At 66.1% G+C, this 13,082-nt stretch carries 11 protein-coding genes; 2 read left to right on the top strand and 9 right to left on the bottom strand.

Going from position 1 to position 13,082, the window contains the following annotated elements:
- The first annotated feature begins 16 nt into the window (after positions 1–16).
- Positions 17–1,123, top strand: coding sequence for an LLM class flavin-dependent oxidoreductase (locus RT655_RS13120; RefSeq protein ID WP_313537480.1), 1,107 nt, complete (start codon positions 17–19; stop codon positions 1,121–1,123).
- 174 nt (positions 1,124–1,297) lie between these two features.
- Here the strand turns inward: RT655_RS13120 and RT655_RS13115 are convergent, their stop codons facing one another.
- The 9 genes from RT655_RS13115 to RT655_RS13075 all read right to left on the bottom strand — a co-directional run bounded on the left by RT655_RS13115 (position 1,298) and on the right by RT655_RS13075 (position 9,433).
- Complete coding sequence (locus RT655_RS13115; protein ID WP_313537478.1) at positions 1,298–1,753, bottom strand: hypothetical protein; 456 nt, start codon at positions 1,751–1,753, stop codon at positions 1,298–1,300.
- Between the two features lie 114 nt (positions 1,754–1,867).
- Positions 1,868–2,314 (bottom strand): hypothetical protein, encoded by a 447-nt coding sequence (locus RT655_RS13110; protein ID WP_313537476.1) that lies wholly within the window; start codon positions 2,312–2,314, stop codon positions 1,868–1,870.
- Between the two features lie 47 nt (positions 2,315–2,361).
- On the bottom strand, positions 2,362–2,772 hold the full coding sequence (locus tag RT655_RS13105) for a VOC family protein (protein WP_313537474.1): 411 nt from the start codon (positions 2,770–2,772) through the stop codon (positions 2,362–2,364).
- Positions 2,769–3,377, bottom strand: a complete 609-nt coding sequence (locus RT655_RS13100; RefSeq protein WP_313537472.1) for a pyridoxamine 5'-phosphate oxidase family protein — start codon at positions 3,375–3,377, stop codon at positions 2,769–2,771. The genes RT655_RS13105 and RT655_RS13100 overlap by 4 nt, the downstream gene beginning before the upstream one ends.
- 44 nt (positions 3,378–3,421) lie before the next feature.
- Positions 3,422–4,009 (bottom strand): TetR/AcrR family transcriptional regulator, encoded by a 588-nt coding sequence (locus RT655_RS13095; RefSeq protein WP_313537470.1) that lies wholly within the window; start codon positions 4,007–4,009, stop codon positions 3,422–3,424.
- Positions 4,006–4,470 carry a DUF1348 family protein gene (locus RT655_RS13090; RefSeq protein ID WP_313537468.1) on the bottom strand — a complete coding sequence of 155 codons (465 nt, stop codon included), beginning with the start codon at positions 4,468–4,470 and terminating at the stop codon, positions 4,006–4,008. The genes RT655_RS13095 and RT655_RS13090 overlap by 4 nt, the downstream gene beginning before the upstream one ends.
- 514 nt (positions 4,471–4,984) lie before the next feature.
- Positions 4,985–6,505: a tryptophan halogenase family protein gene (locus RT655_RS13085; RefSeq protein WP_313537466.1), complete on the bottom strand. Its 1,521-nt coding sequence runs from the start codon at positions 6,503–6,505 to the stop codon at positions 4,985–4,987.
- Positions 6,492–7,922 carry a tryptophan 7-halogenase gene (locus tag RT655_RS13080; RefSeq protein WP_313537464.1) on the bottom strand — a complete coding sequence of 477 codons (1,431 nt, stop codon included), beginning with the start codon at positions 7,920–7,922 and terminating at the stop codon, positions 6,492–6,494. The genes RT655_RS13085 and RT655_RS13080 overlap by 14 nt, the downstream gene beginning before the upstream one ends.
- The gene (locus tag RT655_RS13075; protein WP_313537462.1) at positions 7,919–9,433 is read right to left on the bottom strand and encodes a tryptophan halogenase family protein; all 1,515 of its coding nucleotides are present in this window, start codon (positions 9,431–9,433) and stop codon (positions 7,919–7,921) included. The genes RT655_RS13080 and RT655_RS13075 overlap by 4 nt, the downstream gene beginning before the upstream one ends.
- A 224-nt stretch (positions 9,434–9,657) precedes the next feature.
- Here RT655_RS13075 and RT655_RS13070 point away from each other — a divergent pair, with 224 nt between their 5' ends.
- The gene (locus RT655_RS13070; protein ID WP_313537460.1) at positions 9,658–12,957 is read left to right on the top strand and encodes a TonB-dependent receptor; all 3,300 of its coding nucleotides are present in this window, start codon (positions 9,658–9,660) and stop codon (positions 12,955–12,957) included.
- The last annotated feature ends 125 nt before the right edge of the window (positions 12,958–13,082 follow it).

The raw sequence follows: 13,082 nt of genomic DNA, 5'->3' as shown, positions 1-13,082 counted from the left end.
CCAGAGGCTTTGAACGATGACCACCCATCCCCACACCGACGCATCCGGCAAGCAAGAACAACTTCCCCCCTGCGAAGTGAGCTGGTTTTCCGCATTGTGCGACGATGATTACGAGTTTCTCGGCCAGCCGGACCCGCGCCTGCTGTCCAGCTGGGAGCATTGCCGCGACATCGTGCTGGCGGCGGAAAGCGCCGGGTTCGACAACATCCTGCTGCCCTCGGGCTATGCGCTAGGCATCGACACCACCGCCTTCGCCGCCGCGATCGCGACTTTGGTCCGTCGCATCCGGCTGCTGATGGCGGTGCGCGTCGGCGAGAGCTGGCCGCCCCAGCTCGCCCGCCAGATCGCGACGATCGACCGGATCCTCGGCGGGCGCCTGACGGTCAACATCATCTCCTCGGACCTGCCGGGCGAGACGCTCGCCTCAGCGCCGCGCTACCGCCGCACGGTAGAGGCGATGCACATCCTGAAGACGCTGCTGAACGGCGAGGCCCTCGATCACCAGGGCGAGTTCTGGCAGCTCAAGGTGGAGCCGCCGCGGATCACCACCGTCTCTGGCCGCGCGCCGCAGCTCTATTTCGGCGGCATGTCCGAAGATGCCCGCGAGGCCGCCGCCCAGGGTGCCGACGTTTATCTGATGTGGCCCGACCGGATGGATGCCGTCGCCGCCACGCTGCACGACCTCCGCGCTCGCGCCGCGAAGCGCGGCCGCACGCTGCGCTTCGGCTACCGCGTCCATGTCGTCGTGCGCGAAACCGAGGCGGAGGCGCGCACCGCCGCCGACCGGCTGCTCTCGCACCTCGACGCCGCGCAAGGGGAAGCGATCCGCGCCCGCTCGCTCGATGCGCAATCCGCTGGGGTCCGCCGCCAGGCCGAACTGCGCGAGGCCTCGGCCGGCGACGGCTATGTCGAGGACAATCTATGGACCGGCATCGGCCGCGCCCGCTCGGGCTGCGGCGCGGCGATCGTCGGTGATCCCGACCAGGTGCTCGCCAAGCTGGAGGCCTATCGCGCGCTCGGGATCGAGGCGTTCATCCTCTCCGGCTACCCGCATGCCGCCGAAGCGGACCTGTTCGCGCGGCACGTGCTGCCGCAGCTCGCACACGGTCCGCTCGTGGATTAAAAGGCGGCAAGCGGCGCCACGGAAAACGCCATGCCGGGGTCCGAGCAGTTTGGCAGCTTCTGGACATCGAGCCCCCACGTGGCCCATCCCGGGAGCCCGTGATCGACGCATGAAATCCGGCGGCCACAATCGAACCGGCCGCCGAGCCGGATCGATAGCGACGTTGCTACCGTCTTATTCGGCAGCTCCCACGGCAGCTGATGCTTGTTCGGTCATCTGCTTGCAGAGCGTGCGCTCCGACAGCTTTTGTGCCCGAGCATTTTCGGCGAGCGATACCGTCTGGCCCTCGCCGACCGCCTCGGGATGCGCAGGATCCGCCGGGTTCATCAACCCGATAACCTGCGGTCCAACGATGGTGCCGCGCCGGCCGACCTCTTGCTGCGCAAGCGCGGCGGGCGTGGCCGTCATTCCGCTCAAGGTCGCAGCGACGATCCTTCGCGCGTTCGCCACATCGCCGGCGTTCGCGAAGCCTTTGGCGACGCAATATTCGACAAGACCTAAGCGATTGTAGGTCGCGCCAAATGCCCTTTGGAGCTGTTCGTCGGAAGGCAGGTCCTGTGCCTGCAGGCGGCCGACCGGCGCCATGCCGAGCGCGACCCCGACCATGGCTGTGAGACAAGACATACGCATCCGAACCTCCTTAGCGGGCGCGCGAACGATCGTGAACCGCACCCGATGCGGATGAAATGGGATCACACATGGCCTTCGGACACAATTTCCGTCTTGCAAGATGGCACGTCGGGCTCAGCAAGCGACTCCCCAAATGCCACGCATGCTGGTGACAGCGCCGCCCCGGTCCACCGTAAGCACCGCGCGACCGCTGTTGCTATCTGTCGCTGCATTCGATGTGGAGCGGCCGGTAGCCCGAATGTGCAGACGGTACCCCGAACAGGAAGCGGTGCCCTTTCCCGTCTCCAGCTCCTCGCCCTCTGTCGCGTTCAACCGGCACGAGCGCAAACCCTGCGAATCGCGGAGCATGAGTTCGCTGCCGACAAGCTGGAGATAGTCGTGGCCTGCCCCGGCGAAGGTAAACGTGCAGCCTGTCTCCTGCGTCGACTGCTCGTCCGCGTCGCTCAAGGGCACAAGGGGCATCCGCTTCGCACTTGCACGGGCGGCGATCTGATGGGGCGGCGTCGCCGCGCCCAAGGTCACTGCGGCTGCGCTGACCAGGACGGTACGAACTAACAGCATATTTCTCCTTTGCGCGGGACAGCGGCGTGCTCCAGGCTGATATCCTCTCACGTGCGCGCGGTCGCGAACTCCAACCTGATTCCGCCCGGGATGAAGACGAGGAAGTGGCGGGCGGCTGCTCCAGATTGGATCGGCTGGGGCGCCACATCAACGGTGACGCCGGGGTGGGTGCTAAGCTTACGCCACGCCGCCGCAAGCGCATCCTCGTCGGCGACCGCGAGCGAAAGATGATGGAGGCCGATATTGGCGCGACGATCGAAGGTGCGCGCCGTCGCGGGGTCGCCCGCGCGCCACAAGGTGATCAGCGCGTTCCCATCGGACACGAAGACCGCCGGATAGTCGGGCGCACCGCCGACGACGTCGAAACCGAGGACATCGCAAAAGAATTCGCGCGCCTCGTCGAGATCGGGAACGGTGAGCCCCACATGGTGAACGCCACAGGTCAGCCTGCCGGTCATGGACGTGCTCCTTCCAGTTCCGATATCCGCGCGCGCAGTCGTGCGAGCTCGTCGATAAGGGGTTGATGGGCTGCAGCAATCTCCGCCTCGGTGAAGCGCGGGGTGATATGCTGGGGACAATTCCAGTCGAAGCCGACGATATCGATCAGGAAAAGACGCTCCGGCACCGCGTTATATCCCGCAGGCGTCAGCGCGGCGATTTCCGCCGGATCTTCGCTTGTCCGTGCGTGGCCGATCAATTTGAGCCGGCGCCGTGCGGGATAGTCGATCAGAAACAGGGAGACGCGATCGTCCGCAGCCAGGTTCGCCGTCGAGAGATACTGACGATTCCCTTGAAAGTCGACGAAGGCGAGCCGGTTATCGGCGATGTGATGCAGAAAGCCGGCGGGGCCGCCCCGGTGCTGAACATAGGGCCAGCCACCTTCGCTCACGCTCGCGATATAGAAGCTGTCGCGTGCCGCGATGAAATCGAGCTCCCTTGCGGTCAGCACGTCGAGCGCGCCGGCCTGGCTTTCCATGCGCGCATAGGAGGTACGTGATCCGGCTGCCGCCTGCAGCGCACGCGAGCCGGGGCCGAACATCTGATGGAGATAGGTCTGCGCCATAGGATACACTCAGGTTGATGCCGAAGGTGTCATCCCCCCGACATTCAGGGGGTTGCGCCGTCGCGGATGGCAGCCAGCAAGCTGGCACGCTGGCGGTCGACGATGCGATTGAAGGTGCCGTGCTCGCCCAGCGCCCGCGCCAAGACGATCGCGCCCTGGATGCCGGACACCGCCTCCTCGGCCAGCACCGCCGCCGAGGCGGGAGGGACGTTCGCCACCTCGAGACAACGGGCCAGTGCCGCGATCCAGCGGCTGAAATAGCCATTGATCGTCGCCGCGAACGCGCCGCCGCCGACGTTGAGGCCGAGCGCGCCGACAAGGCAGACCCTCCGCCCGGAGCGAAAATAGGCCGTCACCTCGTCGAACATCGCCGTAACCGCCGCCGCCGGATCCTCGGCCTGCACCAGCGATGCGAAGATGGTATCGGCGAACCAGCGATCGATTTCGGCAAGCACTGCTTCCATCATCTCCTCCTTCCCGCCCGGGAAGAAGTTATAGAGGCTGCCTTTGCCAAGGCCGGTCGCCTTCGACAGTACCGCCAGGCTCGCGCCCTCGAAGCCATATTCGCGAAACGCTTCTGCCAGAGCAGGCAATGCGTTCTCGCGGGTGGTGAGGACGCGCTTGCCGGTCATAGCCCGAGGTCGCTGAGCGAGGGATGACCGTCCGGGCGGCGGCCGAGCGGCCAGTGGAATTTGCGATCCGGTTCGGCGATCGGCATCTCGTTGATGCAAGCATAGCGGTTCGACATCAGGCCATCCTCGGCGAACAACCAGTTCTCGTTGCCATAGGCACGGAACCATTGGCCGTTATCGTCCCGATACTCATAGGCGTAGCGCACCGCGATACGATTGCCAGTGAAGGCCCAGAGCTCCTTGATGAGCCGATATTCGTGTTCGCTGTTCCATTTGCGCGCGAGGAACGCCTGCGCTTCCTCGCGATTATTGGCAAACTCCACCCGGTTACGCCACCGGGTGTCGAGCGTGTAGGCGAGCGCGACCTTCGCGGCATCGCGCGTGTTCCAGCCGTCCTCGGCGAGGCGGACCTTTTGGACGGCGGTTTCTTGGGTGAATGGGGGCAAAGGGGGACGAGACATCGGGTGTCCTTTCTTCATCACAGAAGCCCTCGCGGACGCAGAAAGCGCCTTGGAGGCTGGAACGGTGTGGCGGGAGCGCGCCGGTTCGATCGGCTTCGTCCTTCAATCACTATGTTGTACCGATAGGTACAACTTGCTCCGAAGGCTGTCAAGCGGTGTTAGATGGCACGAAACCCGGCGGCCCCCTCGCCCTGAGAGAGTGGCCAGATCAGAGCTGAGGCTCGCGTAATTCGGATGCGTCCGCGTCTGCCGCCACGGACAGCTGGCGATGAAGGCGTGCCTGGACAGGACCGATCGTCTCAAGTGCCCGTATCCAAATTCCCCACCGGAATGGCGCCCATCACGGCGACCCAGAAATGTCGGCACTCTTTCCAACAACGGCCAAAAGCGAGCGGCGTCCCATATGCCAACCAACCGCTGCGAGCTTCTCGCCCGTCGATCGTTGGGGCCGGTAGGGCTGGCGCCTGTCGCAGGAGCGAGGCCGGCGTACGGCAGGGCGCCCAAACCGCGTCTATCAAGAAGGGGCCTGCCGCACCCCTTCCAGGCACCGGGACAAGAAAGCGCCGTGCGTCGGCATCTGCGACGCGGTTCCCTGATAACCGCGGCGGAGTTGCTCCATTGCCGCGGCAACGCGATCGCGGTCCAGCGCGTCGACCATGGGGTCGATGTCCTGGGGGACGAGATTCTGGCCCAGGCAGACGGAAACCCAGCTGGAGCTCGAGAAAAGTTCGGAAGCTTCGCGGAAGATCCGTCCCTTTTGGCCGAACAGTGCGAGCCGGTGCGCCAGGCTGTCCGGCACGTCCATCGTGCGACAGCGGTTCCAGAAGGGAGAGTCGTCGCGGTTGGTCAGCTTGTAGTGGAGAATGATGAAATCGCGCACATCATCGTACAGCGCCACCATCTGCCGGTTATATTCCTCCCGCTCGATCGGATCGCACCGCTTGTCGGGAAACAGCGCGAGCAGGCGCGCGATGCCGCTCTGGATCAGATGAATGCTCGTCGACTCGAGCGGCTCGAGAAAGCCGCCCGCAAGGCCAAGCGCCACGACGTTGTGCGACCAGAGCGCACGCCGCCGCCCGGTGGTGAAGCGCAGGCGGCGCGGCTCGGCCAGAGCCGGCGATTCCAGCGCGTCCAGGAGTTGCCGCTCGGCAGCGTCGTCGTCCAGATCGTCGCTGCAATAGACCAGGCCGTTGCCAATCCGGTGCTGCAGCGGAATGCGCCACTGCCAGCCCGCCGCGCGCGCGGTGGAGCGGGTAAAGGGCGTGGGCTCTCCCACTGCGGCGCAAGGCGCCGCGATCGCACGGTCGCAGGGCAGCCAGTGCCGCCAATCCTCGTAGCCGGTGCCCAGCGTCTCCTCGATCAGCAGCCCCCGAAAGCCCGAGCAATCGATGAACAGGTCGCCCGTGACGGTGCGCCCGTCGGCGAGCGTCACCGATTGGACGAACCCGTCTTCCGCCCGCTGCGCCACGCTGACGACCTTTCCCTCGATGCGGGTAACCCCGCGCGATTCCGCCAGCCTGCGCAGGAGCTGCGCGTACAGGCCTGCGTCGAAGTGGAAGGCGTAGAACAGCTCGCGGATTGGGGACTGCGCCGTGGCGGAGGGACGCCCGAACCGGCCGGCTGCAGCGGCCACCGCACTCATCGACCAGGCGGCGATCTCCGACATCGGCTGGTGTGCCCGCTCGCGCAGATAGAGCTGGTGGAACGGCACCCCTTCCAGATCCTGGCCGTAATTGCCGAAGGGATGGAAATAGCGGTCGCCGAGCGCACCCCAGTCGACGAACTCGATGCCCAGCTTGAAGGTGCCGCCGGCCTCCGCGAGGAACTGGTTCTCGGCAAGCCCGATCATCTGGTTGAAGCGCAGGATCGGCGGGATCGTCGCTTCGCCCACCCCCACCGTGCCGATCTCGTCGGACTCGACCAGGGTGATGCGGGTATAGCCATTGTCAAGGAAGCGCGAGAAGGCTGCGGCCGCCATCCACCCGGCCGTGCCGCCGCCGACGATCACCACCTCGCGGATGCTATGCGCGTGCATGGAGGCGCTCCAGCTGCAGGGCACGGAATCGTGCGGCGGTGGGGACCGGCTCCACCGCCTGGGCGATGCTGTGCCGCAGCGACGCCAGCGCGGCTGCCGCTTCGGCGGGCGGCACTGCATCGGTCAGCGGATCGATACGGCGGGGCAGCACCTGCTGGCCGAACAGCACGGCCAGCCAGCTATCGCGGTCGAAGGTCTCCTCCTCATAATAGGGCAGGCGGCCGCGCTCGCGAAACAGGCGCAGCGTATGCGCGAGCGATTCCGGCAGCCCGGTCTGCGCCCGCGCCTGCCAGAACGGCGTATCGCGCCGGGCGGTGGCGTAATGGAGCACCAGGAAGTCGCGCACGCGCCGCGCCTCGGCGAGCGCCTGCCGGTTATATTCGGCGGCCTCCAGCGGATGGGGCCGACCGGCGGGCAGCATCGCTATCAGCCGGTCGATGGCGCTGTGCGCGAGATGGAGATTGCTCCACTCGAGCGGCTCCACGCCGACGGCGGCATCGCCGATTGCGACGACGTTCCCGCGCCAGGGCTCCAGCGTGGCACCCGAGCGGAAGGCAACCGCGCCTTCGTCCGGCGCCCCCGACGCGGCGCAGAAGACGGTGCCGCGCTGGCGGGCGCCCACCCAGCGCCAGCCATGGCCGGTCGCGGTGACCTGCTCCATCGGCGCTGCTTCGTCGTCGCCGGCAACCTCTTCCAGCACGATCCGGTCGCAGGGCAGCCACGCCTGCCAATCCTCGCGGGGCACCGCCATCGCCCCGTGCAGGCGGGCGGCAGGGCCGGTGCAATCGCAGTAAAGATCGGCCGTGAGACGAGTACCGTCGTCCAGGACCACGGCCGCGATGTCGCCCCGCGCGTCCTGCTCGACCTGCGCCACCTCGCCGAGATGGCCCTGCACGCCCACGTGGCGGGCGAACGCCATCAGCATCGCGGTGTAGCGCGGGATGTCGAGCGTGAGGCCGAAGCTGTGCTCGGCAAGGAGGCCCTCGGCCTGCGGCGTGACGAACCGGCCCGTCCGCCCCATCATGGCGGCCGCCGACAGCGTATCGAATGGCGGAGCGACACCCGAGGCGGCAGCGCGTGCCCATATCGCAGAAAAAGGCGCGCCGCCGATCGGCATGCCCGCCCGGCCATAGGCATGCACATAGTCCGGGGCGCCCTCCACCCAGCCGCGAAACAGGGTGCCGAGGCGATAGTGGCTGCCGGTGCGCAACACCGCATCGCCGAGCCCGATGCCCAAGTCGCCGTGGAAGCCGAGGATCGAGGGCAGCGTGCTGGCGATGCGGTCCGCCAGCGCATCGGCGGGCGGCGCGACCGGCACGATCGTGATGTCCAGCTGCGGGAGGCGGCGCTTGAGCGCGGCGGCGGCCGACCACCCTACCATGCCCCCGCCGACGACGAGAATACGGCGCAAGCTCATGCCGCCGCCGCCATCGCGCAATATTGGTCGATATAGCGCAGATGCTCGGGGACCTGCGCGACGGTGGCGTCGATTTCCGCCCGCAGCGCCTGCATGCCGCGCATCAGGCTGTCGGCGTCCGGCAGGTCCGCGCGCGGGTCATAGCCTTCCGGAACGATCCCCTGGCCGACATAGACGGCGATCCAGCTCGCATCCAGGAACACCCCTTCGCGATACTTCACCACCCGCCCCGCGCGGCGGAACAGCTCGATCTTCTCGGCCAGGCTGTCGGGCACTTCCATGGTGCGGACATAGTGCCAGAAGTCCGAATCCGATCGCGTGGTCGCATGATAGTGGAGGATCAGGAAGTCGCGGATGCGATCATATTCGAGATCGATCAGGCGGTTGAACTCGTCCCGGTCCACCGGCGAGATCGTGGCTTCCGGGAACAGCTCGATCAGCGCGGTGATCGCCTGCTGGACCAGATAGATGCTGGTCGATTCGAGCGGCTCCAGAAAGCCGCTGGCCAGCCCGATCGCCACGCAGTTGTTCACCCAGCTGCGCCGGCGCCGCCCGGCCCGGAAGCGCAGGAAGCGCGGATCGGCGAGCGGCGCGCCCTCCACCGCCTGGGTCAGCGCCTGGGCCGCCGCATCGTCCGAGGTGAAGGCGCTGGCGAAGACATAGCCGTTGCCGGTGCGGTGCTGTAGCGGAATGCGCCAGCGCCACCCGGCCGGCATGGCGATCGCGCTGGTATAGGGCGTGACCGAGGTTTCGGTTCGGCACGGCATCGCCACGGCGCGGTCGGCGGGCAGCCAGTGGTTCCAGTCCTCGAACGGTTCCTCCAGCGCCTCGCCGAGCAGCAGCGAGCGGAAGCCCGAGCAATCGATGAACAGGTCGCCTTCGATTACTTGGCCATCGTCCAGGTGGACGGCGGTGATGTCGCCGCTCGCGCCGTCGCGCAGCACCTCGACCACCTTGCCCTCGCTGCGGATCGCCCCCAGCCCCTCGGCGATGCTGCGCAGATAGGGCGCGAATAGCAGCGCATCGAACTGATAGGCATAGCCATAGGTGGAGGCGAGCTGCGCGGGATCGGCCGCCGGTACCTCGAAGCGGTTGGCACGCGCGAGCATGCAGGCATAGGAAAAGGCTTCGAGCGGCGGCACCTCCGCCCCCGCACACCGCAGCCGGGTCCAGTAATGGTGGAAGTCCACCTCCCCCTTGCCGCGCCCGAACGTGCCGAAGGGATGGACATAGCTGTCGCCGATCTTGCCCCAGTCGCGAAATTCGATACCCAATTTGAACGTACCGCGCGTCCAGGCCATGAAATCGGCTTCGCGAATGCCGAGCTTTTCCACGAAGCTGCGGATGTGCGGCAGCGTCGCTTCGCCGACGCCGATCACGCCGATCGCCTCGGACTCTATGAGGTGCAGACTGCAACGTGCTGGCAACAAACGCGCAATGGCAGCCGCGGCCATCCAGCCCGACGTTCCCCCTCCGACGATCACAACCCGTAGACTCTGTCGCCCGGTCATCGCTGCATCCTCTCTCGTAGGCGGCAGGGGTACCAGCAATGCCCCGCAGGATGTCAAACGCTTCCTTGGGCGTGACCGCGCTACCGTTGCAAAACGGCTACAGTGCTTTCGAAAACGTTTCTGCCAATGGTAGCGCTCGCATTGTCAACGTTACCATGATCTGATCTACCTTCCTGACAACCTTGTCGTGGCCAACGAGTCACACGCTTTCTGAGGAGGGGATTATGCGAAACACGTCGCATGCGCGGATGCGCGATATCAACAAGATCGGATCTTTCCTGCGCGGGGCCTCGGTCACCGCGCTCTGCGTCGCGGGCATGATGGGTACCGCCCATGCGCAGACCGCGACGCCGGACCAGCAGGCGCCGGCCGACAGCGTGCCTGCCGACCAGGGCAACGAGATCGTCGTCACCGGCATCCGCGCGAGCCTTGCCAATGCGCAGAACATCAAGCGCAATGCCGACACCGTGGTCGACGCGATCACCGCCAGCGACATCGGGGCGCTGCCGGACCGCTCGGTCACCGAGGCGCTGCAGCGCGTGCCGGGCGTGACGATCAGCCGCTTCGCCGGCACCAACGATCCGGACCATTTCTCGGTAGAAGGCTCGGGCGTGAACGTCCGCGGCCTGAACTTCGTCCGCTCGGAATTCAACGGGCGCGACACCTTCTCCGCCGGCATCGGGGGCCAGGCGATCAACTTCGCCGACGTGCCCGCCGAACTGCTCGGCTCGGTCGAAGTCTACAAGAACGCGACGGCAGAGATGATCGAGGGCGGCCTGGCCGGCACGGTCAACCTCAACACGCGCAAGCCCTTCGACAACAAGGGCCTGCACGTCGGTGCCGATATCGAGGCCAATTATGGCGACATGGAGAAGAAGTGGTCGCCGACCGCTTCGCTGCTGATCAGCAACACCTGGGAGACCGGCATCGGTACGCTGGGCCTGCTCGGCGACGTGTCCTATTCGCGCATCCGCAGCCGAGCGGACGGCATCCAGGTCACCAACTTCCAGACGCGCGACAACCAGCAGGCGATCGCCGCCAACTCGACCACCAACCTGGTCTGCCGCAACCCGCTGCCCGGCACCGGCGACAGCACGACGCTGCCCGCGGGCGGTTCGGCTTGCGGCACCGCCAGCACGCCGGGGGCGGACGGGCTGCTCGATCCCGCAGGCGTGCGCTATGCCCCCATCGGCGGCCAGTTCCGCAGCCAGGACTATGACCGCAAGCGCGACGGTGTCGCCGTTGCGGCGCAGTGGCAGAGCCGCGACAACCGCACGATCCTGACCGCACAGTTCCTGCGCACCCACACCACCAACGCCTGGGGCGAACATACCTTCGAAACCGCGCCGGACCTGTCGGAATACAACACCTATCCGCTCGGCTGCGCGCCCAACGGCAACGGCCCGGGCGGCACCACCCGCGCCCAGTGTGCGGTCGGCGCCACGACCAACTACAAGTTCGATTCCTCGGGCCTGTTCCAGTCGGGCTACATCACCGCGCCCGGCAATGGCGGCGGCAGCCGGTGCGCCGGCGACGGCACCATCCAGCCCTGCTACGTGCCCACCGGCGGCACCCAGCAGTCGCTGTCGCGGCGTCAGGTGCTCGACGAGAACACCGTCTGGGATTACGGCCTCAACCTGAAGACCGAACTCAGCGATCGCCTCTCGGTCAATCTCGATGCCGACTATACCAAGGCCAAGCACAACAACACCGACTTCGCGGTGTTCGGCTCGACCTTCGCGGATTCGGAGCTCGATCTCACCGGCAACCTGCCGGTCGTGACCCCGCACAAGCCGACGGTGCTGGGCACCTCCAACCCGGCGCTGGCGGGGCAGAGCGACGCGCAATATTTCCAGAACCCGCAGAACCAGTTCTGGCGCGCGGCGATGGACCATCTGGAGCAGAGCGAAGGCCGTGAATATGCCTTCAAGGCGGACTTCGACTACAAGTTCGGCGAAGACAGCTTCCTCACCCACCTGAAGTTCGGCGCCCGCTATGCGGATCGTGCGTCGGACGTCCGCTACAGCACCTATAACTGGGGTGCGCTGAGCGAGGTTTGGGCTGGTACGCCGGTGTCGTTCGCGCAGTCGCCGCAGCAGACCGCCTTCTACAGCTTCCCCAACTTCTTCCGCGGGGACACCAAGGGTCCGATCGGCGGCTATTACTATACCGGCGATCTGATCGACGGGTACAACCAGTCGGCCGCCTATTTCCAGAAGATCGGCCAGCAGTGGCAGGCGAACGGCGCGAGTTCCACGCCCTGGTCGCCGCTGGCGTCGCGCGGCGGTGTCGTCGCCGGCACGCCGTATCTGCCGTCGGAAATCCAGAACGTCACGCAGCAGGACAAGAACGTCTATGCGCAGCTAAACTTCCAGTCGCCGGGCCCCGTGTTCGGCAACGTCCGGGTCAGCGGCAATATCGGCCTGCGCTATGTCGTCAGCGATCTCACCTCGGCGGGCTCGATCGGTGCGCCGACCCAGCAGCAGACCGGCACGCAGGACAGCTTCGCCGCGACCTGCTCCAGCACGGGCACCACGGTAAGCGCGCTGTGCCGCCTCGGCGAGACGGGCTACAACGCGCTGCGCAACTTCTCCACCGGTGTCACCACCGCGGAGGTCGCGCGCGTGAACTATGGCTATTGGCTGCCCAGCGCCAACGTCAAGTTCGGCCTGACCAACAACCTGATCCTCCGCCTCGCCGCCTCCAAGGTGATGACGCGTCCGGACCTGGCGAATATTCGCAACTTCCTCTCCGTCGGCTTCGACTCCGCGAGCGGCGCGCTCACCGCAACGGCGGGCAATCCCTATCTGAAGCCGGCGACTGCGTGGCAGTTCGATGCCACGATGGAATGGTATTTCGGTCCCGTGGGGCAGCTGTCGGTCGACGTGTTCTACAAGTCGATCCACAACTTCTTCTACCAGTCGCTGACCACCCGCGCAGTCACCGGCGGCGGCGTGACGCAAGACGTTATCGTCCGCGGCCCGGCCAATTATGACGGCTATGGCAAGATCAAGGGCGCCGAAGTTGCCTATCAGCAGACCTTCGACTTCCTGCCGGGGGTGTTGAGCGGTCTGGGCACCAACCTGAACTATTCGTATATCGACAGCTCGGGCTTGCCCAACTCCTTCCTCAACGGTGGCGCGCCGTCGGGAACTTCCAACATCACGCCGGGCAACCTGCCGCTGGAAGGCCTGTCGAAGCACAACTTCAACGCCACCCTGTTCTACGAAAAGGGCCCGGTCTCGCTGCGCGCGGCCTATAATTGGCGTTCCAAATATCTGCTAACCGCGGCAGACGTGATCTTCCCGTACACCTCGATCTACCAGTCGGCGGGCGGGCAGCTCGATGCCTCGGCGTTCTACAGCATCAACAAATACGTCAAGATCGGTGTGCAGGGTGTCAACCTTGCCAACCAGGTCGTGAAGACCGAGCAGGCCTATATCAACGGATCCACGGCCACCGCGCCGCGATCCTATTTCGTCAACGATCGGCGATTCTCGTTCATCCTGCGCGGGAACTTCTGAGAACCACGATAGCGGTTCGCGATCGACTAGCTCCGACGCTTCGGCGTCGGAGCGCTCTTCGCATCCCTCCCCTCGCCACCCTCTCCGCGGTTCGCATATCGTCGATCGTGCCATTCAAACGACGT

Origin of the sequence: Sphingomonas sp. (assembly GCF_032114135.1) — a bacterium.
Taxonomy (GTDB): domain Bacteria; phylum Pseudomonadota; class Alphaproteobacteria; order Sphingomonadales; family Sphingomonadaceae; genus Sphingomonas.
The sequence above is the reverse complement of the archived record's forward strand: the minus strand, read 5'-3'. Positions and strand labels throughout refer to the sequence as shown.